This is a genomic window from Bacillus horti, assembly GCF_030813115.1.
Lineage (GTDB): Bacteria > Bacillota > Bacilli > Caldalkalibacillales > JCM-10596 > Bacillus_CH > Bacillus_CH horti.
The window spans coordinates 14,370-39,509 of record NZ_JAUSTY010000023.1; the positions used below are offsets into that span (position 1 = coordinate 14,370).

A 25,140-nucleotide genomic window follows, 5' to 3' on the forward strand; every position below is an offset into this window, starting at 1 on the left:
ACTATTTTTGTCGATGTTAAGAGAATACATGTCGATATTAAAAGAAATTAATTTTTATTAAATTGCCTGACTACAATTTAATAGTATATAGAATGCTGTTCATAATGTACAGATATTTCTTAAAATTAAAACTTGTGAAAACTCATATAGAAAAGCCCATTTAATTCAGTCATTCACCATCTAATTTTCACAACATGGAATCAACTGACTAGGATAATTAGAAATTTCTTTGCTTTTTATGAAACCCATTTATAAATTTAGCGTATAACGAGATAGGATAGAGCGAATAACTTGAATAAGAACGTCAGGAATGAGAAAATACTGATAGTAAAGATAAGTAGAGGAATAATTTGGGGGCGGTGAAAATAATTCATGGATAGCAAACTTAATAGTGTGGGAGCTATTTCTACAGGAAAACGAGTTAGAGTCTTTATTTATTTATTTTCTATTGTTTTTCTGCTCTCTTCCTTCCTTCCAACTCTTTCAATGGGGGAAACGAATGAACCTGTAGTATATCTCGTCCAATTGGAGGATACGGTAGAAAAAGGCCTACATGCTTTTCTAGCTAGGGCTTTGAATGAAGCAGAGGCAGCCGGTGCTGATCACTTCATTGTAGAGATGAATACGTATGGTGGTGCTGTGGATGCGGCGGATCAAATTGGACAGTTATTTCGAAATGCTAATATACCGATTACTGTGTATGTGAATCGAAATGCAATTTCAGCAGGAGCCTATATTGCCTTAAACGCTGATAACATTATTATGACACCAACAGCAACAATAGGTTCAGCAGCCGTAGTCGATCTAGAAGGGAACACAGGAGATGCAAAAGCGACATCCATGTGGATGGAAGCAATGGCTTCAGCAGCAGAATCAAATGGTAGAGATCCTGAGCACGCCAAAGCTATGGTTGACCCAGCTAACCCTTTAACTTTTGGAGCGAGCGCTGCATTGGAGAACGGGTACGCAGAAGCAATCGTCAATGATTTTCAAGAAGTATTAGAATTTCTGAACCTTGAAGGCGCTACGATCCAGGAGGTAGAAATAACGACAGCTGAAAATATTGCTCGTTTTATTACAAACCCTGTTGTTGCTTCCATTCTTTTATCCTTAGCAAGCTTAGGGTTAATTTTAGAGCTGTACAGTCCAGGATTTGGTGTCCCTGGTGCAATAGGCCTAACGTCTTTATTTTTATTCTTCTTTGGACATATGATAGCTGGTTTTGCAGGATGGGAATCTTTAATACTAATCGTTGTAGGAATTGGTCTAATAATCTTTGAAGTCCTGACCCCAAGCTTTGGGATTTTTGGTATACTAGGTATTGCGGGTGTTATTACTAGCCTAACAATGGCAAGTGTTGATGTTGTTGCTGGGTTACGCTCAATTGGGATTGCTATCGCTGTTTCTATTATCGTGATTCTTTTCTTAGGAAGGTCTATGAATAAAAGAGGCTTATGGTCTAAATTAGTCCTTCAAGAGGATCTATCCTCAGAGGAAGGGAATCTAAGGAATGAGACGAGAATGAGCTTGATTGGTCAGGAGGGAATAGCCCTCACAAGACTTAGACCATCAGGGACAGCCTTAATCAATAACCAACGAGTAGATGTGGTTACTGAGGGAGGATTTATTGAAAGAGAACAAACGGTTAGGGTTGTTTTCACCGAAGGAACACGAATCGTTGTTCGGGGTGTTTCAAACAACAATAACGAATAAGAATCCTACTTGCGTGAGATCCTTATTTCTTTATGAGGTGGGAAGAGTAAAGTTTAGCCTATATGAAAGGGGAGTCCTACTCCCTTTTACATAAATCTTAGAATAATAGGAGGTAGAAGGAATGGGATTTGAAGGAATGGATACTATACTACTATTAGCAATAATAGTAATTGCATTTATTTTCCTTTCTGTATTTTTTACGTTCGTACCGGTTATGCTCTGGATCTCAGCCATTGCAGCTGGAGTACGAGTAGGAATCTTTACACTAGTTGGAATGAGGCTACGTCGGGTTATACCTGCGCGTATCGTGAATCCATTAGTTAAAGCAAGGAAGGCCGGTATTGAAATTACCATTAATCAACTTGAGAGTCACTATCTTGCCGGAGGAAATGTTGACCGTGTGGTGAATGCGTTAATCGCAGCACACCGCGCTAATATCGAACTAAGCTTTGAACGTTCTGCGGCTATTGATCTAGCAGGTCGTGATGTTTTAGAAGCCGTTCAAATGAGTGTAAATCCAAAGGTTATTGAAACACCTTGGATTTCAGGTGTGGCCTTAGATGGAATTGAAGTAAAAGCAAAAGCTAGAATTACAGTAAGAGCTAATATTGACCGCTTAGTCGGGGGTGCCGGAGAAGAAACCATTTTAGCCCGTGTTGGTGAAGGTGTCGTTTCCACAATCGGTTCTGCTGAAAAACATAAGCAGGTTCTTGAAAATCCAGATTTAATCTCAACTACAGTTCTTGATAAAGGATTAGATGCAGGGACAGCCTTTGAAATTCTGTCTATTGATATCGCGGATGTAGATATCGGGAAGAATATCGGGGCCGAGCTACAGACTGACCAAGCAGAAGCAGATAAGAAGATCGCTCAAGCGAAAGCTGAGGAGCGTCGTGCGATGGCTGTTGCTCAAGAGCAAGAGATGAAGGCTCGCGTAGAGGAAATGAGAGCGAAGGTTACAGAAGCTGAAGCAGAGGTACCTCTTGCGATGGCAGAAGCTTTACGTTCAGGAAAGCTTGGCGTTATGGACTACATGAATCTTCAAAATATCATGGCTGATACGGATATGCGTCAATCGATCGGTGATGTAACAGATAAAGATCAAAGAAATGATAACCAAGGTAAGAAGTAATGAAGGAAACACCTTCAATGAATCAACAATCTGATTTGACTGACTGGGGGAATGTCCCGTGGGTCTACTAGAGTTTCTTTTTGAAAATCCATTAATCATTATCCTGCTTATAGGTGCTCTATCTACACTGTTCGGGAAAAAGAAGCAGGAGGAGCAAAAACAGCGTCAGCAACGTCAGCAGCAACAGAGACAGCAGCAGGCAAACACAAATCGCCAAGAGGCTGATACTCAGTACGACGAAGTGCAGACTGTGGAGCTTCCTTGGGAGCAGTACCCTGAAGAGCTTGAGCAACCTATGTATAAAACGGAAAGCTCTCCTTCTTCAAGGGAGAACAGAGATAGGGACTCCAGATCAAGAAGTAGGAACGAGTCTCGTTATGAGCAAGTGGATAACCATGCTTCTGTTGCCAGTACGGCAGTAGATAGGGGTGTTGAAAGGTTACATGTTCGTGAGAACCGCATTCGTGATCAAATTGATGCATCAAGAAATCAGATAGAAGAAGTAATCTATTCTGAAGATGTAAATCAATTGATGGATTTTAAACGAATTAATAGCCAGAACATTGTACAGGGTGTGATTTGGGCGGAGGTATTAGGTGCTCCAAAAGCAAGAAATCCTCATCGATCACAAGGTTACCTTTATAGGCAACGTAGGTTACGTTAATATATTTTAAGCTATATGATCCATTTTTAGAGCCTTCTGCTTGAGAGCAGAGGGCTCTTTTTCATGCACTTTTTATAACGAAAATCTAATTTCAGTCATACGTTATCTATACCATCGCATAATCTTTTTAAGAGAGAGGAGGCAATGCTAATGAAGAAATGGCAGCAGAAGATTAAGCGCTGGACAGCTGGGATGCTGGATCTGCCAAAGGATGTTGTATTAGATTTGCCTCGAATTACGATGATCGGGCCACTACAGTTGTATATTGAAAATCATCGGGGAGTATTAGTTTTTAGTACAGAGGAGCTAAGGCTTTTGTTAAGTAACAAAGGTCAGCTTTTAATTCGTGGTGAACGGCTCGTTATTCGTCAGATTCTTCCAGAAGAAGTCCTCCTAGAAGGGTTTATTCGTGAGGTTCATTATTTAGATCAAATCAAATAAAAGGCTGAGCGTAACAGCATGGAGACAAGGCATATTACATAACTAAGCCCAATTCGTAAAGGGAGCGAATGCAATGAAGCTAAATAATCAAGAGATGATGCATTGGTGGCAGGGATACGTAGTGATTGAAGTTAGAGGAAAAAAGCTGGAAAGATTGATTAATAGAATGATGAATCATCGCTTTTCTGCGTGGCATATTATTCGAACAGGGGAGGAAAGGGCAGAGCTTTCCATTAAGCTTACTGATTTTTTTAAGCTTCGTGCGCTGTTAAAAGAGACAGGCTGTAAGAGCAAAGTACTAGAGCGACATGGGCTGCCATTTTTTGTTCAAAGAGTACAGCGTAGAATAGGATTATATAGCGGAATTCTGCTTTTTTGTTTCATTTTATACGCCGCTTCAATGATGGTCTGGAGCGTGGAGATTGATGGAGCGACAACTCCGGAAACAGAAATGGCTATCCGAGAAGAGCTGGAAGGGTTAGGAGTTAAGCCAGGAACCTTTAAGTTTAGGACGCCAGATTATCAGACTATTCAAAGAGAAATTATGAAGTTAGTTCCTAGCACGACGTGGGTAGGCTTTCGTTATGAAGGAACACAGGCTCAGCTTAAGGTGGTTGAGAAAACGTTACCTGATGTCCGTGAGCCAAGTGGTCCAAGGCATTTGGTAGCAACAAAAAAAGCCATAATTCACGATTTGTTCGTGGAACAGGGAAAACCAGTGGTTAAACCTAATCAATACGTGCAACGAGGAGAGCTATTAGTTTCTGGATATGTGGGTAATGAGGAGCAGCCTCAAATTGTTTCGGCAACAGGAAGAGTTCTAGGTGAAGTATGGTACGAAGGACATATTGAACTACCAATGCTTCAAAAAAAAGCATTTATGACAGGAGAACGAGAAAAGAGGTACTATTTTCAGCTTGGGTCATGGGCTGTTCCTGTGTGGGGCTGGGGAAAAGATACTTTCGAAAAGTACGAAGCGGATGAAAGAAACTACTCCTTTACCTGGAGAGATTGGTCTTTTCCACTATCGTGGAAGGTAGAAATGAGGCAGGAGGTAGGTTACACTGAAGAGCTGAAATCAGAGGAAGAAACCCTTGAGTTAGCTTTGATTTTAGCTAATGCGCAATTGAAGCAACAAATTCCAGCAGATGCAGTCATTAAAGAGGAAAATATTTTGCGAAAGAGGGTTGAGAATGGTAAAGTGTATATAAAGATGCACTATACAGTAATTGAAGAGATTAGCTCTGAAAGACCGATATCAACGGAATCAAAAGACTAGAATCCAAGGAGATTGAGGAATTTGCAAGGACACATTGAACAGATTAAACTTCAGGCCGTACAAGCAGAGGATGCTTCTAAGCTTTTCGGACCACAGGATCGTTTTTTGCAGGAGATAGAGAGAGAGCTGGATGTTCATGTGCATATTCGTAATGGTGAGATTATTATTTCTGGCCAACGGGACGCACTTGAGCTTGCAGAGCCTTTATTTGAGGTATTACTAAGATTAATTAGGGCCAACTATCAAATAGCAGAGAGAGATGTGATTTATGCTCTACAACTAGCTAAGCAGGGTTCTGTAGATGAGCTACTGGAGCTTTTTGAGGCAGAAATTGCAACGAATGTAAAAGGGAAGCCTATCCGCGTAAAAACGTTAGGTCAAAGGCATTATGTGTCAGCGATCCAAAAGCATGATATTGTCTTTGGAATAGGACCAGCTGGAACAGGTAAAACGTACCTTGCCGTAGTCCTAGCCACAGTGGCTTTGAAGAAAGGTGTTATTAAGCGCATTGTCTTGACGCGCCCAGCTGTTGAAGCAGGAGAAAACCTAGGCTTTTTACCAGGTGATCTTCAGGAAAAGGTAGACCCTTATCTACGACCTCTTTATGATGCCTTACACGATGTACTTGGAGTAGAGCAAACAGCAAAATTATTAGAAAGAGGAATCATTGAGGTGGCTCCTTTGGCTTACATGAGAGGGAGAACCCTTGATGACTCTTTCGTGATCTTAGATGAAGCACAAAATACTACCCCAGAGCAAATGAAAATGTTTTTAACTAGATTGGGCTTTGGCTCAAAAATGATTATTACTGGTGATATTACACAGATTGATTTACCCAAAGGGAAAAAATCTGGATTAATTGAAGCACAGGATCGTTTAAAGGGAGTTAAGGGCTTGAGCTTTATCTTTATGCAGACAGCAGATGTGGTTAGGCACCCATTAGTGGGGCGTATTATTGCTGCATACGATCAAGATGGACAACCTAGCTAGGCAAAATTGAGGGGCGATTGAGGTTGAAGAAAAAATTTTCGTTGGATGGACAGAAAACATGGGAGAAATACAGAGATCATACTAGCGTGCGCATAAGCTTGTATGCTTTATTAGGTTTGGTTTTGTATGTGCTCATGTTTGCCAATGTGGCTCCCGAGGTCATTGATGTTTCACTAGGGACTAGAGCGGAGAGTAACATTGCCTCACCTGTTACGATTAGAGATGATAGAGAAACAGAACGCGCACAGGAAATCGCAGCTAGAGAAGTTGAACCAGAGTATATTAAAGATGATGATATCACCACAAGACAGAATCAGAATTTAGATCGAACCTTTATTCAGATCAAAGAAATTGCAGCAGAGGATATTCCAAATGAAGAAAAGCTAGATAAGCTTAGAGAATCCATTGCTTATTCGTTAAATGAAGACTCTTATAATCTCTTTATTAGTTATCCTGTAGAAGAAATCGAAACGCTAAGAAGAATGACAACCTCCATTGTCTATGAAATTATGTATGATGGAATTAGCCAACAAAACAATGGTCTAAATAGGGCGTATCAGAGGGTTGATGATGCTTTAATGGTTTCCTCTCTGGATGAGCAAATGCGAGCTGTTTCCCGGGAAATGGCTAGAGCAGCGATAGTACCCAACTTTGTTTTAGATCATGAAGAGACAGAACGTTTACGACAGGAAGCAAGGGATAGGGTAGGCAATATTATTATCCGTGAAGGAGAAATTATTGTATCTGAAGGAGAGATAATTTCTGCTGAGGTCTACCGTAAGCTACGTTTAGTAGGTTTGTTAAGTGAGTCTGCAAATATGTTACCTTACCTAGGCCTAGCTATGTATATTATCTTATTAATAGCTGCTTTAGGTGTATATATATCATTCTCTGGTTTACCTATTCAAAAGAACAACAAGATTCTATTTATGTATATTCTCATTTTTGCTCTGACAGTATCGGTTATGAAAATCGTTAACATCTTCCAAGGACTTCAATATACCGGAGTAGGGTTTTTGATTCCGGTTGCCTTTGGTACGATGCTTATGACTATGCTTATTCATCAAAGAGTTGCTATTTTTAGTAGCTTTGTGCTCGCTTTAATAGCAGCTATTATTCTTAATGAAAATGTATCCTCCTTGATGGATATAAGCTATGCTATAATAGCTATTTTCAGTGGTTTAGCTGGAGCGTATTTTTTGGGTGCAGGAACAAGAAAAACGAAGATTTTACAAGCAGGCTTTGTTGTATCCATAGTTACCGTTGTTTCTGTATTTACGATTACCATGCTCCAGAATGTAACTGTAAGCTGGATCGAATTATCGCAGCATTTACTCTTCGCTTTTCTAAATGGGATTTTAGCTTCAGTACTAACGATCGGGTTTATGCCCTTTTTTGAGGCAGCTTTCACTATTTTATCGAGCTCTAAGCTTATTGAACTTTCGAATCCAAACCACCCTCTTCTTAGGAAGGTTTTGATTGAAGCGCCTGGTACGTATCATCATAGCGTTATGGTGGCCAATCTTGCTGAAGCAGCTGCTGAAGCGATTGGAGCAAATGGTTTGCTGGCTAGAGTGGGTGCTTACTATCACGATGTGGGTAAAACGAAGCGACCTCACTTTTTTATAGAAAATCAGATGAATATGGAAAATCCACATGATAAAATTGCTCCACATTTAAGTAAAACGATCATTACTGCCCATGGCCGAGACGGAGCACAAATGCTGAAGGAGCATAATTTGCCTAAGGCCATTCAGGATATTGCGGAACAGCATCATGGTGATTCACTACTTAAATATTTTTATCACAAAGCAAAGCAAGAGGCAGATACAGAGGTTACGGAAAGCGAATTTAGATATCCTGGTCCAAAAGCTCAGTTTAAAGAATCAGCAATCGTTGGAATTGTAGACAGTGTAGAAGCTGCTGTGCGTTCCATGTCCAAGCCTTCACCAGAAAGAATTGATAATTTAGTTCGAAACATCATTCGGGATCGTCTAGAGGATGGGCAGTTCGATGAATGTGATATTACGTTAAAGGAATTAGATATGATTGCTAAAGCAGTATGTGAAACACTTCAGGGTATATTCCATTCTAGGATCGAGTATCCTGAGGATAAAGAGAAAGTGAAAGTTCTAGAAAAGTAGAAGGTGGCGGCATAAATGAGTGTGAGTGTCCTTTTTACGGATGAAAATCAGTATGGAAGTGCTGAGCTCGAAGAATTATTAGTAGCTTTAATTGATACAGCGGCACGATTAGAGGACGTGCAGGATGGAGAGGTTTCGATTAGCTTTGTCAATGATCAGGAAATCCAAGAAATCAATAAAACGTATCGAATGAAGGATCAGCCTACGGATGTGCTGTCCTTTCCGATGTATGAGGCGGATGAGGAAGAGATAGAAGTAACCGATTTGGATGAGCCTTTACTACTTGGTGACATTGTGATTTCTATTCCCCGTGCTAAAGATCAGGCAGAAGAATATGGGCATTCCTTTGAACGTGAGCTTGGTTTCTTAACGATTCATGGCTTTCTTCATCTTTTAGGCTATGATCATGGAACTGAGCAAGAGGAGAAGGAGATGTTTGACAGACAAGAGGAGATTCTTAAGCAGCACGGCTTAATTAGGTGAGATAAGTGAAGCATACAAAGCAAATTAAAAGTATTTTAAAGAGCTTCAAGCATGCTACTGATGGAATTGTATACGTGTTTTCCACACAGCGTAATATGAAGATCCATCTTGTCCTAACTTTGACTGTTCTGTTTTTTTCTCTGATTTTCAAGGTAGAAGCCTATCAACTTCTCTTTGTGCTTTCTTCTATTATGCTGGTGATGTGTATGGAGTTAATTAATACTGCTATTGAGCGTGTTGTGGATTTGGTAACGGAGGACTACCATCCATTAGCCAAAATAGCGAAAGATGTAGCGGCGGGTGCTGTATTATTCTCTGCTCTTTTTGCTTTTATCGTAGGTGTTTATGTATTTCTACCATATCTTTTAGTCGCTTTTTCTCTAGAAATACCGATCTCTATTGAGTTTATTGTCATTTTTGCCGTACTTGCTATTTTAATGATGTTATTACTAAGAATAAAAAAATAGACAACGAGGCTCTGATTATAAGATGATTCATCTTAAACAGGGCTTTATCTTACTCTTTTCACTAATGACAAAGAGTTACATAATAAAGATTGCAATTAAATAAAGGGAGAATAGAGGATGAATAAAGAAGAATTAATTGAACAAGCAAAGCAAGCAAGGCTCAGAGCATATGCTCCTTACTCAAAATTTCAGGTTGGAGCGGCTCTGCTGACGGCTTCTGGAAGGGTGATCCAGGGCTTTAATATTGAAAATGCTGCTTATAGCATGTGTAACTGTGCCGAAAGAACAGCTATATTTAGTGCTCTTTCTCAATATACAAGTTCAGAGGATCATGCTTTTGTTGCCGTCGCTGTGGTAGCCGACACGGATCGTCCTGTCCCACCTTGTGGGGCTTGTAGACAGGTTTTAGCTGAATTTTGTGACCCACAAATGCCTGTTTATTTATCTAACTTAAAAGGTATGATAGAGGAAACGAGTGTTAGTCAACTGATTCCAGGGGCTTTTACTAAACACGATTTAGACAAGCAGTAAAGCAGTAGGTATCTAAAAAGTAGTTGTGCAGGAGGTTATTATGACAGAAGAAATCCATCATTCTGGTTTTGTATCCATTATTGGTCGTCCTAATGTAGGGAAATCCACTTTGGTCAATCATGTCATTGGACAAAAGATTGCTATTATGTCGGACAAACCACAAACGACACGAAATAAAATACAAGGCGTGTACACGTCAGAGCGTGGGCAGATCATATTTATAGATACTCCGGGTATCCATAAACCTAAGACTAAGCTTGGAGAGTACATGGTTCAATCGGCTACAAGTACCTTAAAGGAAGTGGATGTCATTCTTTTTGTAGTCGATGTTGTTGATGGATATGGGGCTGGAGATCAGTTTATTATGGATCAGCTGGAAGGAATCAAGACACCCGTTTTCCTGATTTTAAATAAAATTGATCAGGTAAACCCTAATGATCTATTACCCATTATTGATTTGTATAAAGACAAATTTCCCTTTACTGAAATCATTCCAATTTCAGCACTGATGGGCAATAACGTGAATACATTATTAGAGCAGATTATGGCTAGGCTTCCTGAAGGACCGCAATATTATCCTGCTGATCAAATTACAGATCATCCGGAATATTTTGTTGCCGCTGAGCTCATTCGAGAGAAAATTCTTGAACTGACGAGAGAGGAAATTCCTCATTCCATAGCTGTTGAAATTGAACAGATGAAAAAAAGAGAAAATAGCGATACGATTTATGTTGGAGCGATCATTTACACGGAGCGAGATTCACAAAAAAGAATTGTTATCGGCAAAAACGGAAGTGTTTTAAAAGAAGTGGGTAAGCTTGCACGGAGAGATATCGAAGCATTACTAGGAAATAAGATTTATTTGGAGCTTTGGGTCAAGGTAAAAAAGGATTGGCGTAATAAGGCTGGCCAACTGAGAAATTTTGGATTCGATCCTAGATCCTAGATGTCCGTTTATCGCAGTAAATGAAAAAGCTCAAAAAATGTCCAAAAACTGTAAGGCTTTTTGAAGCATAGTTTTGTACAGGTAGGTACACCTTAATGAATAGAAGTTCAGTCGTGCGAAAGGAATGATATGATGCGAGAAATCTCGTGGAATGTTTTTGCGGTGACTGGTAACATTGAAGCTTATCTCTTATACAGAGAATGTGAAGATCCAGAATGCGAGGAGCTTGACGAAGTACAGCAAGAGGAATTATCTATTCAACAATGACCTGCCTGCTACTAAAAAGCAGGTGTATACATGTTAATAAGAGCTGAAGGAATCGTCATTCGTTCTAATGACTATGGGGAAGGCAATAAAATTCTTACGTTATATACGAAGGAGCATGGCAAGATAGGAGTAATGGCAAGAGGGGCGAAAAAAACAAAAAGTCGCCTCTCTTCTGTAGCGCAACTTTTTACATACGGAAATTTCTTGTTTTATAAAGGAGCAGGACGTGGAATGGGCTCTTTATCTCAAGGAGAGCCACTAGAGTCCTTTCGAGAGCTAAGGCAGGATCTCCTGAAAACCTCCTATGCCGCTTATTTTGCTGAGCTGACAGATAAAATTGTTGAAGAGAATGAGCCCAACGCTTATTTGTTTCGGCTATTAGTAGACAGCTTTAGGTTGCTGGATGAAGACAAAGACGCAGAAATTGTTAGCCGTCTATTCGAGCTTAAGATTTTAAGTAGTGGAGGATACAGACCAAGCTTAAATGGCTGCGTTGTATGTGGGCGTACTGAAGGGTATTTTGGCTTTAGTGTTCAAGAGGGTGGGTTTATCTGTGAGCGTTGTTACCATGTGGATCCTCAAAAGCTCTCCCTACAACCAGGTACCGTCAAGATATTAAGAACTTTATACTTAATCGAGCCGTATCGCCTAGGTAATATTAATGTCAAGCCAGAGACGAGGGCTGAACTGAAAAAAGTATTGTGGTTCTTTATGGATCACCATACTCCCCTTCGCTTAAAATCTAGAGACTTTCTTGAAAAAATGACAAAGCTTTTTTAAGATTGACACCTAATGGTACTCTGCTGTAAACTATGCTATATATAAGCAAGCAATGCTATAAGGTGCTTAGATGGAAGTGGCGCTCCGGAGCACTCATAATAAAGTGGATGGTCCCTTTTAAGGGATTATCAAATAGGGTGGAACCGCGGGATAAACTCTCGTCCCTATGTCAATGATTAGACATAGGGATGAGAGTTTTTTTGGTACTATCAAATTTATAAGTTTGATTTAACATGGAGGTGTCCGTATGAATTATCAAGAAATGATTTTAACTTTACAAAAATTCTGGGGCGAGCAAAATTGTATGCTCGTGCAGCCTTATGATGTTGAGAAGGGTGCAGGTACAATGAACCCGGTGACATTCTTAAGAAGCATTGGCCCTGAGCCGTGGAATGTCGCTTACGTTGAGCCATCTAGAAGGCCCGTGGACGGGCGCTATGGAGAAAATCCAAATCGATTATATCAGCACCATCAATTTCAGGTTGTGATGAAGCCATCTCCAGATAATATTCAGGAACTTTATTTAGATAGCCTTAAGATGTTAGGTATTGACCCTTTACTGCACGACATTCGCTTTGTAGAAGATAATTGGGAGGCTCCTACTCTTGGCGCTTGGGGGCTAGGCTGGGAGGTTTGGCTTGATGGCATGGAGGTTACTCAGTTTACCTATTTTCAGCAGGTGGGGGGCTTAGATGCCAACCCAGTAGCGGTGGAAATTACGTATGGTATTGAACGATTAGCTTCCTATATTCAGGATAAGGAAAGTGTATATGATTTAGAATGGATACCTGGATTTACCTATGGGGATGTGTTTCACCAGCCAGAGGTGGAGCATTCAAAATATACGTTTGAAATCGCAGACAGTCAGACTCACTTTCAACTATTCTCCATTTATGAGCAGGAGGCTAAAAGAGCTTTAGAGGAAAAGCTTGTATTCCCAGCTTATGATTTTGTGCTGAAGTGTTCACATACATTTAACCTTTTAGATGCACGTGGAGCTATCTCTGTTACAGAAAGGACGGGATACCTAGGTCGTGTTAGGAACTTAGCACGTGCCTGTGCGCAGGTATATTTTGACGAGCGTGAAAGACTTGGCTTTCCGTTATTAAAGCAAAAAGAGGAGGTGAAACAAGGTGAGTAAACGTGATTTTTTACTTGAAATAGGTTTAGAAGAAATGCCTGCTAGATTTGTTCCTCAAGCCGTAGATCAGCTTCAAGAAAAAGTTGTACACTGGATGGAGGAGCGAAGAATTCGCCATACAGAGGTTCGAAGCTACGCGACACCAAGAAGACTAGCTCTTTGGATAAAAGAGGTAGATGAATTGCAGGAGGATCAGGTTGAAGAGGCTAAGGGACCTGCCAAAAAAATTGCCTTGGATAGTGAAGGGAATTGGACAAAAGCAGCTGAAGGATTTGCTAGAGGACAAGAGGCTACGGTAGAACAGCTTTATTTTAAAGAGGTAAATGGTATCGAGTATGTGTTTATTACGAAGGAAACAAAAGGGACCCAGACGGAAGAGCTACTGCCTCAATTAGCTCAGCTTATTCAAGCTATGAATTTCCCTAAAAATATGCGCTGGGGAACACAGGACTTAAAGTTTGTTCGCCCAATTCGCTGGCTGATGGCCTTATTTGGTGAAACGATCATCCCCTTTCAAATTGCTGGAGTGAGTACTGGTAATGAAACTTATGGTCATCGTTTCTTAGGAAAAAAAATATCAATTTCTAGCCCTGAGACTTACGAAAGACAACTTCTAGCTGAATATGTCATTACAGATGCGAAAGAGAGAAAGCAAGCGATTAGAAGTCAGTTGAGTGAAATAGAGGAGCACCAAAAGTGGGTGATTCCGATTGACGAAGATTTACTGGAGGAGATTACTTATCTTGTAGAATATCCTACTGCTTTGTTTGGGGAGTTTGATCAAAGTTTTCTTAATATCCCCCAAGAAGTATTAATCACGTCTATGAAGGAGCATCAACGATATTTTCCAGTTAAAAATCAAGATGGAGAACTGCTTTCTTATTTTGTTACGGTACGTAATGGTGGGGTTGACCCATCAGGAACTGTAGCAAAAGGGAACGAAAAAGTTCTTAGAGCAAGACTGGCTGACGCCCAATTTTTCTACGAAGAAGATAAAAAGCAAACTATTCCAGCGTCGCTTTCTAAGCTTGGGCATGTTGTCTTTCATGAAGAGCTTGGAACGATAGCGGATAAGGTAAACAGAATTAGAAGCTTAGCTTCTTCTCTAGGGTCACGCCTAGAAATAAATGAAGTAGAGTTAAAAGCGACTGATCGGACAGCAGAGCTTTGCAAGTTTGATCTTGTTTCCCAAATGGTCTATGAATTTCCTGAGCTTCAGGGACGTATGGGACAGGAGTACGCTCGGTTAGCTGGGGAAACACAGGAAGTGGCTAAAGGAATTTATGAGCATTATATGCCAAGGTTTGCTGGGGATGTGCTCCCTCAAACGCAAAACGGCTCGATTGTCAGTGTAGCCGATAAGCTAGATACGATTGTTGGATGCTTTTCCATAGGTATTATTCCGACAGGCTCTCAGGATCCGTATGGACTTCGTCGTCAAGCAACAGGTATTGTTCAAATTCTATTACAACAAAAATGGAGCGTATCTCTAGGTGAGATTTTTGCTATAGCCATTAAGAATATAAAGGAAGCTGGTCTACTTAAAAAATCGGAGGAAGTGCTGCTTAATGATCTGAACTCCTTTTTCCAGCTTCGAATTAAAAACGCTATGCAGGATCAAGGGATTAGCTATGACATTATTGATGCTGTCTCTGAAGAAATCGATATTGAGCTGTTTAGTTTGTTTAATAAAGCTCAGATACTTAAAGAAAAAACAAAAGAAAATGCCTTTAAGGGTCTAGTTGATGCTTTTACAAGAGTACACAATCTAGCACAAAAAGCTGAGCTAGAACCAAGCGCTATTGCTCAAGAGCTATTTGAGCATAATGTTGAAAATGAGCTCTATGGACAATTTATATCCGCAAAAGAAACTTTCACAACCTATGCAGAACAGAAAAATTGGGATGAAGCATTTGAAGCTCTGACTGCTTTACAATTACCTATTGAAGACTTTTTTGAAAATGTAATGGTTATGTCAGACGATGAAGCAATTCGCTTAAATCGTTTAGCTCTTTTGAAGCAAATCTCAGATACCGTATTTAAGTTTGCTGATTTCTCGCGTATTGTCTTTTCAAAATAAGTAAAAATCCTACTAGTCATATAAAACAGTGCTGTGATACGATTAGCTAAATACGGTCCTGAGATAGGCGGTGAGCGGTTATAGAATTAACGAGCAGACAACAAAAAATTGTAGAGATCGTAAAGGATGAAGGCCCAATCACAGGGGAAAGTATTGCTGAAAAGCTTAACTTAACACGTGCTACTCTGCGACCGGATCTAGCCATTTTAACCATGTCGGGTATTTTAGATGCTAGACCACGGGTGGGTTACTTTTTTTCAGGTAAAACAACGATGCAGGCCATTGGTGAAAGTATAAAAAATAAGCTGGTCAATGACTACAAATCTGTTCCTATTTTAGTGAAAGAAAGCTCCACTGTTTATGAAGCTATATGCACAATGTTTCTAGAGGATGTGGGAACATTGTTTGTAGTGAATGATCATTCCCATTTGGTTGGTGTTGTCTCACGGAAGGACTTATTACGCTCAGCCATAGGACGTCAAGAGCTCGAGGTTATTCCGGTTAGCGTGATTATGACGAGGATGCCTAATCTTATTTTAACTTTCCCTGATGAATCGTTGCATGCAGCAGCTACAAAGCTAATCCAATTTCAAATTGATGCACTTCCAGTAGTTAAGCCTTTAGCTAGCGATTCAGCAGCTCAAAAATACGAAATTGTAGGTCGCATCACCAAAACGTCAATTACGAAGGCATACGTAGAGCTAGGTAGTGAAGAATTGTGAGGAACAGCAGGGATTGGAGGAGGTTGAAAGGATGGCTAGCCCAATTGAAAAGCTAAAGGTATTTGTCGTATCGGATTCGGTGGGGGAGACAGCTGAGTTGGTGGCTAAAGCTACAGCAAGTCAATTTGACTTGTCACGGATTGAGATAAGAAGAATTCCCTATGTAGAGGATATCGGTACAATTAATGAAGTTATACTAATGGCTAAGGACTCGAAATCGATTATCGCTTATACACTTGTTATTCCAGAGCTGCGTAAATATATGACGGAAAAAGCCAAGGAGCATAATTTACAGGCAATTGATATTATGGGACCTATGCTAGATGGCTTAGAGACTATTTTTAATGAGCCACCAAGATCCAGCCCTGGAATGGTTCATCAGCTTGATGAGGATTACTACCGTAAGGTGGAAGCCATTGAATTCGCTGTAAAATACGATGATGGCAGGGATCGTAGAGGGCTACAGAGAGCTGATATTGTGCTCATTGGGGTCTCAAGAACGTCCAAAACCCCATTATCCATGTATTTAGCTCATAAACGGATCAAGGTAGCCAATGTACCGTTAGTTCCGGAGGTTGCTCCACCAGAAGAGTTATTTGCCGTTGAACCAAAGAAATGCATTGGCTTAACGATTAATAAAGAAAAACTGAACCAGATTCGTTCAGAAAGGTTAAAATCCTTAGGCCTACAAGCGGAAGCTAATTACGCTAACCTGCAAAGGATTGAACAAGAACTTCAATATGCAGCTACCGTTATGGATCAAATTGGCTGTATGGTTATAGATGTTTCGAATAAAGCGGTAGAAGAAACAGCAAATATTATTCTTGAATATTGCAGAAGGAATCAATAATAGAACGATTAGAAGTAGCTCGTAGGGTTCGAGCTATTTTTCTTTTAATACTATAGAACAGGGGTATTCATAATTTCGTCACAAAGAGAATTCTATCCAAAAAGATTTTATACAAAAAGAAGGAATGAAGATATGGATAGAGAATAGAATGTTAGAAGCAGAAACATCAAATGATTAAAAAGTCAAGTTTTTTTTGAAAAAATAAGGATAAGATAAGAAAGGGAATGAATATTGTTATGTTCAACACTTTTCGACAGTTATTCGATAATTAAAACATATATACAGAAGAAGGATTTTAAATAATCATGTAGAATTATTTAATATTGTAGAAATGATAGTGTGAAAATCATTATGTTTGTCTCATTAATGTGCTGGGTAGTAAACTAAAAACAGTGGATAATGAGCAAAAGCTTTATTATTTTCAAATTGCGTTAAAAAATTGTCGAACAGGGCAGGAATTTTAATTTGACTGACGAATTATTATTACCGAACCACTATTAGGAATGATGCTATGTTAAAACCGATAGCGGATGAAACCATTGCTTTGATTTTGAAGAAAGCAGATATTGTTGATGTTATTGGTGAATATGTCCACCTCAAGAAAAGTGGCAGAGGTTATGTTGGACTATGTCCCTTTCATGCTGAAAAAACTCCTTCCTTCTCTGTATCAGCAGAGAAGCAGCTTTATAACTGCTTTGGATGCGGGGCTGGAGGTAGTATATTCTCTTTTCTAATGGAAATGGAAGGTTATTCATTTCCACAATCTGTTAAGTATGTTGGAGAAAGGGTAGGAATATCCGTCCAACTGAATGGTGATTCTGCTCAAGCAGGAGAAACTAACCGCACAGAAAAAGAGTGGATGATTAAGGCGCATAGCTTATCAGCAAAACTGTTTCACCATGTTTTGTTAGAGCGAGCTGAAGCTGAGCCAGCAAGAAAGTATCTCGAAAATAGGGGAATACGGTTAGAAACCATCAAGGAGTTTCAAATAGGCTATGCTCCTGCTTCATGGGATTTTCTAACTAGTTTTTTGCAGAAGAGGAACTTTCCATTAGAACTGCTGGAACAGGCGGGGTTAATTACTCAAGGAAAAACCTCAAACTATTACGATCGTTTCAGGGATAGAATTATGTTTCCGATTTTGGACTCTCAAAGTCAGGTTGTTGCTTTTGGTGGACGGCTGCTTGGGGAAGGTGTCCCTAAATATTTAAATAGCCCTGAGAGCTTGATTTTTAGGAAAAGTCGCTTGTTGTATAACTTTCAAAGATCAAGAACGACGATTCGCAATGAACAGACAACTGTACTTTTCGAAGGATATGTTGATGTTATTTCTGCATGGCAGGCAGGCGTGACCAATACAATTGCTACGATGGGTACTTCCTTGTCAGAGGAACAAACCAGATTAATTCGCCGTAACAGTGAGAAGGTTATTCTCTGTTATGATGGGGACCAGGCTGGGATTGATGCGATTACACGTGCAGCCGACCTTTTAGAAAAGCAAGGTTGTATCATAAAAATTGCAGCGTTACCTGATGGATTAGATCCTGATGACTATATTCGAAAATTTGGATCTGAGGCTTTCCAAAAGAAAGTGAATCATGAGTCGAAATCGTTTGTCGCTTTTCGTATTGAAGCGTTAAGAAGAGGAAGAAACTTACTGGATGACGGAGAAAGAATGAGGTATATAGGGGAAGCCTTAGCCGTCATTAGCAAATTAACAACCGCTGTGGAACGTGACCATTATCTTAGACAATTAGCTGAAGAATTTTCCTTGTCCTTAGATGCTCTAAAGCAGGAGCAGTATCGGCTCTATAGAGCGGAAAAAAAGAAGGAAAATATGGATAAAGTTGATGAGAGGTGGAATAATAATAAAAATACAGGCAAACATTTGGTCGCAAAACAAATGTTTCCGGCGTTTCACACTGCAGAAAGAATGCTTTTAGCACATATGCTACACAGCGCAGAAGTGACGAAACAGATACAAGAAGAAATAGGTAGTAATTTTAATATCGATGAGCATGTGGCTTTAGCCACTTATTTATATGCTTTTCATGAAACTCATTCTGATATCCATGTATTTATTTCTACTCTTCAAGATAAAGAATTAAGCCAATTAGCCACTCAATTATTAATGCTCACTATTGAAACAGAACCTTCACAGAAAACACTTCAGGATTATATCTATGAAGTTCTATCTTATCCAATAAAAAAAGAAATTAGCACTAGGGAAGAGGAGAAGGTTAGGCTTGAACGGCAAGGTGATGCTATTCAGGCCGCACATTTAGCAGCAACAATTATCAAAATGAAGAAGCAGCTTAAGAAGCAAAGAGAAAACTCTTTCTAACCAAGTCTCCCTTGAGGCTAAGCTGTAGTTTGAGGAAGGAGGGAAAGTTATGGCTGATCAACAAACACGTCATCAGGATCCAGATTTAACACTAGAACAGGTTAAAGAACAATTGCTGGAGCTTGGTAAAAAGCGTGGAGTTCTCACATATAAAGAGATTATCAGCAAGCTTTCTGGTTTTGATCAAGACGCCGATCAAATTGATGAATATTATGAGTTCCTTAATGAACAAGGGGTAGAAGTGATTAATGAATCTGAGGATGAAGACGATATAACCATCAGTGTTACAGATGAAGAAGCTGATGAGTTTAAGATGGATGATTTATCTGTTCCTCCAGGAATTAAGATTAATGATCCAGTCCGCATGTATCTTAAGGAAATTGGCCGTGTCCCTCTTCTATCGGCAAATGAGGAAATTGAATTAGCGAAGCGAATTGAGGACGGGGACGAGGAAGCAAAAAGGCGTCTGGCCGAAGCAAACCTTCGTCTTGTAGTAAGTATTGCAAAACGATATGTCGGCAGAGGAATGCTTTTCTTAGATTTAATCCAAGAAGGCAACATGGGTCTTATTAAAGCGGTAGAGAAGTTTAACTATCGCAAAGGATTTAAATTCAGTACGTATGCTACTTGGTGGATTAGACAGGCAATTACCAGAGCTATTGCAGACCAAGCTAGAACAATACGTATTCCTGTACACATGGTTGAAACGATTAATAAATTGATCCGTGTTCAACGTCAGCTTTTACAGGAACTAGGAAGGGAACCTACTCCAGAAGAAGTGGCTGAAGAAATGGATTTCACACCTGAAAAGGTCAGAGAGATTCTTAAAATAGCACAAGAGCCAGTTTCATTAGAAACACCTATTGGAGAAGAGGATGATTCTCATCTTGGAGACTTTATAGAAGACCAGGATGCTCTTGCTCCATCAGATGCAGCAGCCTATGAGCTGTTAAAAGAACAATTAGAGGATGTACTTGATACACTTACAGATAGAGAAGAAAATGTCTTACGCCTTCGTTTTGGCTTGGATGACGGACGAACTCGCACACTTGAAGAAGTTGGCAAAGTATTCGGTGTGACGAGAGAACGTATTCGTCAAATTGAGGCAAAAGCACTTCGCAAGCTGCGTCATCCTAGCCGTAGTAAGCGTTTGAAAGACTTTTTAGAATAGAATCTATGTATTCTCTCCCTATCATCGCATAACGTAATAGCAAATAAAATAAGTCGATAGTCCTACTTTAATTTTTATGAGTAGGACTATTTTCTTAACGTTTAAGAAAGTATGAAATTTGATACCATGTTTTCTTCAAATTTTATACTTTCTGACGGCAAGAAAAGCTTCCTCTAATGATGGACTAGACGACTTCTTCGAGGGGGGCCTCGGTAGAAGCTTTTCTTATATTTTTGAAAAGGATAAGGAGTTTTTTTGAAAGAATCTGGAGCTTTTTTCCTCTTAAATATTTTCGATTTTAACCCGATATTACAAATGAGAGGATTTAATATTTTATGAATGTGGATAGGGGAGCAAGCATGGACCAAAAAACAAAGGTAGTTATCCAAGAAATAAAGTATTGGAAGAAAAATAAGCTGCTTCCTGAACATTACTGTGACTTTCTTCTTGCTTTATACACGGAGGGTTCTGAAAATATACCGGAAGAAAAAACAAAACTTACTTTTACGAAATATAAAAAAGTAATACGTTATTTCATCATTTTTACTGCTGCTATTAGTGCTGTGATATTCTTGTTTTTTAGTAATTTTATGAGTCAATTACAAGTACCTCTTCCATTCATATTGTATGGTCTAGGGATATTACTGTTGTTAATTGGGATAAGGTATAAGGTTTTTTTCATACAGTGTCTTTCTTTGTTGTTCATCGTTTTGCTAACGGCATGGAGCACTCTTCCGTTTCTACCAGAGTGGGGTGGCTATATAATAGTGGAAGCAGCTTGGATCGGCGGGAGTCTTTTGTTTCTAGCCCTTTCACGACGATTGTATAAGCTGAACGCTAAGCTATGTGTAACCTTGTATGTTAATGGAATCGTTTTGTTGTTTGTACCTTCTTTTCAAGCCATGTATATGGATGAATTTCGCTTAGGGGTTATTCAGGTAGTCCTTGTTGCCAAATTCTTTTGTACGTTTGTTTTAATAAGAAAATGGCACCCTATTCGTTTACTGTTAAAAGGCTCAGAGTAAAATAGATATCAGGGATTTAAGGGATTGTTTTGAACCTGATTACGAGAATCTCTTTTTAATTTGTATTGCATTCATCAGGAATAGAAGAATATAATGGAACTAGAAATGAAAGCGCATACATTATAGGTTAAAAGGAGAGGGGAAGTCATGAATTTTGAACTAACTCAGGATCAGCAAATGATCAGGCAAATGATTCGAGAATTTTCAGAGAGTGAAGTAGCACCTGGAGCGGAGGAACGTGACAAGAAAAAGGAGTTTCCCAAAGAGATCTTCGATCAGCTAGGGAAGCTAGGGATTTTAGGTTTGCCTTTTCCAGAAGAATACGGGGGTGGCGGTGCTGATACGGTAAGCTTTGCCCTTGTTGTTGAAGAGCTTAGTCGTGGTTGTGGGAGTACAGGAATTACGTACTCAGCACATGTATCATTAGGTGGGGCACCGATTCATCTTTTCGGGACAGAGGAACAGAAAAAAACTTATTTAACTCCTTTATGCACGGGAGAATATTTGGGTGCTTTTGGTCTCACTGAACCGAGCGCTGGCTCAGATGCGGGTGGAACAAAAACAACTGCTGTTAAAAAGGCAGATAAGTGGGTTCTAAATGGGAGCAAATGCTATATAACAAACGCCAGCTATGCCAAGAATTTAGCCTTAACAGCGGTAACAGGGCAAAAATCAGAAAATACTAAGGAGATTTCAGCGTTTATTGTCCCGACTGATTCAGAAGGCTTTAAGGTGCTAAGTCGATATGAAAAGATGGGTCTGCATGCTTCAGACACAACGGAGCTTGTGTTAGAGGATGTGCATATTCCAGAAGAAAATATGCTTGGAGGCAAAGGGAACGGTCTTAAGCAATTTCTCATCACACTTGATGGGGGAAGAATAGGGATTGGGGCTATGGCCGTTGGAATAGCTCAAGCAGCCTACGAAAAAGCTTTGAGCTATGCTAAGGAACGAGTTCAGTTTGGACGGTCTATTTCTCGTTTCCAGGCGATCCAGCATAAGCTAGCTGATATGGCCATGAATCTTGAGCTTGCCCGATTAATGGTGTATAAGGCAGCGTGGCTTAAGGATTTAGGTAAAAACTTTACCAAGGAAGCCTCCATGGCTAAGCTCTTTGCTTCAGAGGCATGTATGAAAATTTGTGACCAAGCCGTACAAATCCATGGTGGCTACGGCTATATGCGTGATTACCATGTAGAGCGTTACTTTAGAGATGCCAAGCTACTAGAAATTGGAGAAGGAACATCAGAAATTCAGCGTAATGTAATCGCAAGAGAGATTGGCTGTTAGAGGAGTGAAATGTGAGTAAAAGCGCGTAAAATGTTTGAAATTTGTTAAACTATATCTATGTAAATATGGATAGAATAAAGACAACATGGTATAATCATCAGAGTGGATATATACTTGCGAGGAGGAAGTCGTAGAAATGAGTCCTATTAGAGTCTTCTTATCTATATTTGCTGTAGGTATACTGCTTACAGTTGTTCTAGGAGTAGTCGGTTTAAATACTGATACTGATTTAGCCGAAGGCGAAAATGGTGGAACCGATACAGAGTCTGCAAATGTTCCTCAATTCATGAACAGTTGTATTAATTGTCATGGAACTGATTTAAGCGGTCAAGGAACAGCACCGGGCTTACTTGATTTATCTCATTTATCCGAAGAGGAAATCATGGATATTCTTGTTAATGGTCAAGGAGCAATGCCAGGTGGAATGGCAGCCGGGAATGAAGATGAGGTTATTGAATACTTACTTTCCATCCAAGAATAAAACAAATAGGGATATGAACCGAGGGTGATGATAGAGCTACTACCTACATAGGTTTCGTATCTTGACTTTAACGATAAAACATATAGCTTGTTTAATCATTAGGTCGTATAAGCAGTATGAAAAAGGAGAACTTCGTCTAGAAGTTCTTTTTTACACTATAAAGGAAGTAAAATTTGATAACTAAAGCTATGGAGTTTTTTTGAGACTATACAGAAACAATGGCAAGGGAGTATTGAAATGAATGAACATCATTTATCAAAACGTTTAGCTGAGGTTGCCTCATTGGTTCCACCCGGCAGTCGCTTAGCAGACATAGGATCAGATCATGCCTACTTACCGGTTCACTTACTTATTCAAGGAAAGATTTGTACAGCAGTTGCTGGAGAAATTAACCCTGGACCTTTGGAATCGGCTAAAAACCAAGTGGAAAAGCTTGGCCTACAAGGTGTGGTCGACGTGAGATTAGGGGACGGTCTTGAGGTAATCCATCAGGATGAAATTGATGTGATCTGTATAGCGGGCATGGGTGGATCATTAATTAGTCAGATTCTTTCAGAAGGAAAAGAAAAATTACATAAGGTTAAAAGATTAATCCTACAGCCGAATGTAGCAGGACATTTGGTTAGAGAGTGGCTACTGAATGAAGGCTGGGAGCTGCTATATGAGAATATGATTAAAGAGGATCAGAAATATTATGAAGTTTTAATGGCAGAAAGAGGTAATGCTGAAGCTCCATATCAATCCTATGCTACTCAAAGGGATCGTAAAAGAGCTGTTTTAATGGGACCATTTCTATCACAGGACCCAAATGAAGCTTTTAGAGAGAAGTGGGAGCAAGAGGTTGATAAAAGAAATAAAATTTTGGAGTCATTAGCTCACTCAGAGGGAATAGATAAGCAGGACAAAATAGACAAAGTAAAGGATGAAATGGCACTAATTGAGGAGGGATTAAAGCAATGAGTGTACAGGGTCAAACAATTATTCAATGGTTTGAACAGTTTAGCCCCAAGCATTTAGCTGAGGATTGGGACAAGGTTGGGCTACAAATTGGAACCCTTCAAAAGGAAATATCCCGTGTATTAGTGACACTTGATATTACACCAGAGGTCGTAGATGAAGCGATTGCCAAAAAAGCCGAATTAATCATAGCCCATCATCCTGTTATATTTCAGTCCTTAAAGCATTTAAGAACAGATCTTCCGCAGGGAAAGATTTATGAAAAGCTAATCAAACAGGATATTGCCGTATATACAGCTCATACTAATCTAGATATCACTGAAGGGGGAGTGAACGACTGGTTAGCTGAAGCGTTACAGCTTAAAGATATAACACTACTTACAACGACCTATCAAGAGCCATTGAAGAAACTTGTGGTGTTCGTTCCTCTCTATCATGAAGGACAGCTAAGGGATGCTTTAGGTAAAAGTGGAGCTGGTCATATCGGTCAATATAGTCATTGTATGTTTGCTACGCAAGGTGTAGGGAGCTTTTTACCTGGTGAAGGAACTGAACCATTTATAGGAAAGCAAGGGACAATTGAAAAGGTAGATGAGGTTCGCTTGGAAACCATTTATCCAGCATCCTTAGAGAAAAAGGTTCTTCAGGCTATGTTCAATGCACATCCGTATGAAGAAGTTGCTTATGACATTTACCCTGTTCAGCAAGTAGGAAAAAACTTAGGGCTAGGCCGAGTGGGTAAGCTTTCGCAAGAGTATACTCTAAGAGAGTTTGCTGAACATGTAAAAGAAAATTTTCAAATCCAGACATGTAGGGTTGTAGGGGATTTGGATAAAACCGTGAAAAAAGTAGCTGTATTAGGGGGGAGTGGGAGCAAGTATCTTTATGCTGCTCTTCACAGTGGAGCAGACGTGTATGTTACTGGAGATCTTGACTTTCATACGGCCCATGATGCTTTGTTAAAAGGGCTAGCTCTTGTTGATCCAGGACATCATGTGGAAAAGGTAATGATAACAGGAGTACAACGTGTATTAGAACAGTTCGCCAATAAAGCAGGACAAAAGCTTGAAGTGCTTGCCAGTGAAGTGGATACAGAGCCTTTTACTTTTCTATGAGATCAACCCTAACAAACAATTATGCTTTTTTTAAAACAAAGCTAACACTAGACGCTGAGCGTTTATTAATGTGTTCAGCTTTTTTCTTTTTTAAAATTGAGCTAGAAAAAATCGAATTATTTCGGTA

24 protein-coding genes are annotated in these 25,140 nt (G+C 39.7%); all 24 read left to right on the forward strand.

The genetic code is table 11. The annotated features are described in order from the left end of the window. Window positions 1–372 precede the first annotated feature (372 nt). The 24 genes from J2S11_RS19460 to J2S11_RS19575 all read left to right on the forward strand — a co-directional run bounded on the left by J2S11_RS19460 (window position 373) and on the right by J2S11_RS19575 (window position 25,013). On the forward strand, window positions 373–1,713 hold the full coding sequence (locus J2S11_RS19460; protein ID WP_307397476.1) for an NfeD family protein: 1,341 nt from the start codon (window positions 373–375) through the stop codon (window positions 1,711–1,713). A 136-nt stretch (window positions 1,714–1,849) separates the two neighbouring features. Continuing rightward, entirely contained in the window at window positions 1,850–2,845 is a 996-nt protein-coding gene (gene floA, locus J2S11_RS19465; protein WP_307397565.1) for a flotillin-like protein FloA, read from the forward strand. 58 nt (window positions 2,846–2,903) lie between these two features. Beyond that, window positions 2,904–3,509 carry a hypothetical protein gene (locus J2S11_RS19470; RefSeq protein ID WP_307397479.1) on the forward strand — a complete coding sequence of 202 codons (606 nt, stop codon included), beginning with the start codon at window positions 2,904–2,906 and terminating at the stop codon, window positions 3,507–3,509. A 150-nt stretch (window positions 3,510–3,659) separates the two neighbouring features. Then, a complete protein-coding gene (gene yqfC / locus J2S11_RS19475; protein ID WP_307397481.1) occupies window positions 3,660–3,950 on the forward strand; it encodes a sporulation protein YqfC in 291 nt (96 codons plus the stop codon). Window positions 3,951–4,023: 73 nt separating this feature from the next. Further along, the gene (gene yqfD, locus J2S11_RS19480) at window positions 4,024–5,229 is read left to right on the forward strand and encodes a sporulation protein YqfD (RefSeq protein WP_307397483.1); all 1,206 of its coding nucleotides are present in this window, start codon (window positions 4,024–4,026) and stop codon (window positions 5,227–5,229) included. Between the two features lie 21 nt (window positions 5,230–5,250). Next, a complete protein-coding gene (locus J2S11_RS19485) occupies window positions 5,251–6,219 on the forward strand; it encodes a PhoH family protein (RefSeq protein WP_307397484.1) in 969 nt (322 codons plus the stop codon). A gap of 23 nt (window positions 6,220–6,242) precedes the next feature. After that, window positions 6,243–8,363: an HD family phosphohydrolase gene (locus J2S11_RS19490; protein WP_307397486.1), complete on the forward strand. Its 2,121-nt coding sequence runs from the start codon at window positions 6,243–6,245 to the stop codon at window positions 8,361–8,363. Window positions 8,364–8,378: 15 nt separating this feature from the next. Continuing rightward, window positions 8,379–8,846: an rRNA maturation RNase YbeY gene (gene ybeY, locus J2S11_RS19495; protein ID WP_307397488.1), complete on the forward strand. Its 468-nt coding sequence runs from the start codon at window positions 8,379–8,381 to the stop codon at window positions 8,844–8,846. Between the two features lie 5 nt (window positions 8,847–8,851). After that, window positions 8,852–9,313: a diacylglycerol kinase family protein gene (locus J2S11_RS19500; RefSeq protein WP_307397490.1), complete on the forward strand. Its 462-nt coding sequence runs from the start codon at window positions 8,852–8,854 to the stop codon at window positions 9,311–9,313. 117 nt (window positions 9,314–9,430) lie between these two features. Further along, window positions 9,431–9,844 carry a cytidine deaminase gene (gene cdd, locus J2S11_RS19505; protein WP_307397492.1) on the forward strand — a complete coding sequence of 138 codons (414 nt, stop codon included), beginning with the start codon at window positions 9,431–9,433 and terminating at the stop codon, window positions 9,842–9,844. Window positions 9,845–9,884: 40 nt separating this feature from the next. Next, window positions 9,885–10,790, forward strand: coding sequence for a GTPase Era (gene era / locus J2S11_RS19510; protein WP_307397494.1), 906 nt, complete (start codon window positions 9,885–9,887; stop codon window positions 10,788–10,790). A 132-nt stretch (window positions 10,791–10,922) separates the two neighbouring features. Beyond that, the gene (locus J2S11_RS19515) at window positions 10,923–11,057 is read left to right on the forward strand and encodes a YqzL family protein (protein ID WP_307397496.1); all 135 of its coding nucleotides are present in this window, start codon (window positions 10,923–10,925) and stop codon (window positions 11,055–11,057) included. 30 nt (window positions 11,058–11,087) lie between these two features. Beyond that, a complete protein-coding gene (gene recO / locus J2S11_RS19520) occupies window positions 11,088–11,837 on the forward strand; it encodes a DNA repair protein RecO (RefSeq protein ID WP_307397498.1) in 750 nt (249 codons plus the stop codon). Between the two features lie 247 nt (window positions 11,838–12,084). Beyond that, window positions 12,085–12,978, forward strand: a complete 894-nt coding sequence (glyQ, locus tag J2S11_RS19525) for a glycine--tRNA ligase subunit alpha (RefSeq protein WP_307397500.1) — start codon at window positions 12,085–12,087, stop codon at window positions 12,976–12,978. Beyond that, window positions 12,971–15,058, forward strand: coding sequence for a glycine--tRNA ligase subunit beta (gene glyS / locus J2S11_RS19530; protein WP_307397502.1), 2,088 nt, complete (start codon window positions 12,971–12,973; stop codon window positions 15,056–15,058). Before glyQ ends, glyS begins: the two co-directional genes overlap by 8 nt. A gap of 80 nt (window positions 15,059–15,138) precedes the next feature. Further along, window positions 15,139–15,780 carry a transcriptional regulator CcpN gene (locus tag J2S11_RS19535; protein ID WP_307397566.1) on the forward strand — a complete coding sequence of 214 codons (642 nt, stop codon included), beginning with the start codon at window positions 15,139–15,141 and terminating at the stop codon, window positions 15,778–15,780. A gap of 31 nt (window positions 15,781–15,811) precedes the next feature. Continuing rightward, window positions 15,812–16,630, forward strand: a complete 819-nt coding sequence (locus J2S11_RS19540) for a pyruvate, water dikinase regulatory protein (protein ID WP_307397504.1) — start codon at window positions 15,812–15,814, stop codon at window positions 16,628–16,630. Between the two features lie 511 nt (window positions 16,631–17,141). Continuing rightward, the gene (gene dnaG, locus J2S11_RS19545) at window positions 17,142–18,974 is read left to right on the forward strand and encodes a DNA primase (RefSeq protein ID WP_307397505.1); all 1,833 of its coding nucleotides are present in this window, start codon (window positions 17,142–17,144) and stop codon (window positions 18,972–18,974) included. A gap of 49 nt (window positions 18,975–19,023) precedes the next feature. Further along, entirely contained in the window at window positions 19,024–20,145 is a 1,122-nt protein-coding gene (gene rpoD, locus J2S11_RS19550) for an RNA polymerase sigma factor RpoD (protein WP_307397507.1), read from the forward strand. 359 nt (window positions 20,146–20,504) lie between these two features. After that, window positions 20,505–21,170 (forward strand): hypothetical protein, encoded by a 666-nt coding sequence (locus J2S11_RS19555; RefSeq protein WP_307397509.1) that lies wholly within the window; start codon window positions 20,505–20,507, stop codon window positions 21,168–21,170. A gap of 147 nt (window positions 21,171–21,317) precedes the next feature. Then, complete coding sequence (locus J2S11_RS19560) at window positions 21,318–22,460, forward strand: acyl-CoA dehydrogenase (RefSeq protein WP_307397511.1); 1,143 nt, start codon at window positions 21,318–21,320, stop codon at window positions 22,458–22,460. 136 nt (window positions 22,461–22,596) lie between these two features. Beyond that, entirely contained in the window at window positions 22,597–22,941 is a 345-nt protein-coding gene (locus tag J2S11_RS19565) for a c-type cytochrome (RefSeq protein ID WP_307397512.1), read from the forward strand. A 237-nt stretch (window positions 22,942–23,178) separates the two neighbouring features. Then, window positions 23,179–23,901 (forward strand): tRNA (adenine(22)-N(1))-methyltransferase, encoded by a 723-nt coding sequence (locus J2S11_RS19570; RefSeq protein WP_307397514.1) that lies wholly within the window; start codon window positions 23,179–23,181, stop codon window positions 23,899–23,901. Next, on the forward strand, window positions 23,898–25,013 hold the full coding sequence (locus J2S11_RS19575; protein ID WP_307397516.1) for a Nif3-like dinuclear metal center hexameric protein: 1,116 nt from the start codon (window positions 23,898–23,900) through the stop codon (window positions 25,011–25,013). The genes J2S11_RS19570 and J2S11_RS19575 overlap by 4 nt, the downstream gene beginning before the upstream one ends. Window positions 25,014–25,140: the final 127 nt, after the last annotated feature.

Excerpts from the sequence above, each read along its gene's own strand:
- J2S11_RS19570 (WP_307397514.1), top strand. The coding sequence starts at position 23,179 with ATGAATGAACATCATTTATCAAAACGTTTAGCTGAGGTTGCCTCATTG.
- glyQ (WP_307397500.1), top strand. The coding sequence starts at position 12,085 with ATGAATTATCAAGAAATGATTTTAACTTTACAAAAATTCTGGGGCGAG.
- yqfC (WP_307397481.1), top strand. The coding sequence starts at position 3,660 with ATGAAGAAATGGCAGCAGAAGATTAAGCGCTGGACAGCTGGGATGCTG.
- era (WP_307397494.1), top strand. The coding sequence starts at position 9,885 with ATGACAGAAGAAATCCATCATTCTGGTTTTGTATCCATTATTGGTCGT.
- J2S11_RS19555 (WP_307397509.1), top strand. The coding sequence starts at position 20,505 with ATGGACCAAAAAACAAAGGTAGTTATCCAAGAAATAAAGTATTGGAAG.
- J2S11_RS19565 (WP_307397512.1), top strand. The coding sequence starts at position 22,597 with ATGAGTCCTATTAGAGTCTTCTTATCTATATTTGCTGTAGGTATACTG.
- floA (WP_307397565.1), top strand. The coding sequence starts at position 1,850 with ATGGATACTATACTACTATTAGCAATAATAGTAATTGCATTTATTTTC.
- recO (WP_307397498.1), top strand. The coding sequence starts at position 11,088 with ATGTTAATAAGAGCTGAAGGAATCGTCATTCGTTCTAATGACTATGGG.
- J2S11_RS19515 (WP_307397496.1), top strand. The coding sequence starts at position 10,923 with ATGCGAGAAATCTCGTGGAATGTTTTTGCGGTGACTGGTAACATTGAA.
- yqfD (WP_307397483.1), top strand. The coding sequence starts at position 4,024 with ATGAAGCTAAATAATCAAGAGATGATGCATTGGTGGCAGGGATACGTA.
- ybeY (WP_307397488.1), top strand. The coding sequence starts at position 8,379 with ATGAGTGTGAGTGTCCTTTTTACGGATGAAAATCAGTATGGAAGTGCT.
- dnaG (WP_307397505.1), top strand. The coding sequence starts at position 17,142 with ATGTTAAAACCGATAGCGGATGAAACCATTGCTTTGATTTTGAAGAAA.
- J2S11_RS19540 (WP_307397504.1), top strand. The coding sequence starts at position 15,812 with ATGGCTAGCCCAATTGAAAAGCTAAAGGTATTTGTCGTATCGGATTCG.
- J2S11_RS19460 (WP_307397476.1), top strand. The coding sequence starts at position 373 with ATGGATAGCAAACTTAATAGTGTGGGAGCTATTTCTACAGGAAAACGA.
- cdd (WP_307397492.1), top strand. The coding sequence starts at position 9,431 with ATGAATAAAGAAGAATTAATTGAACAAGCAAAGCAAGCAAGGCTCAGA.
- rpoD (WP_307397507.1), top strand. The coding sequence starts at position 19,024 with ATGGCTGATCAACAAACACGTCATCAGGATCCAGATTTAACACTAGAA.
- J2S11_RS19560 (WP_307397511.1), top strand. The coding sequence starts at position 21,318 with ATGAATTTTGAACTAACTCAGGATCAGCAAATGATCAGGCAAATGATT.
- J2S11_RS19575 (WP_307397516.1), top strand. The coding sequence starts at position 23,898 with ATGAGTGTACAGGGTCAAACAATTATTCAATGGTTTGAACAGTTTAGC.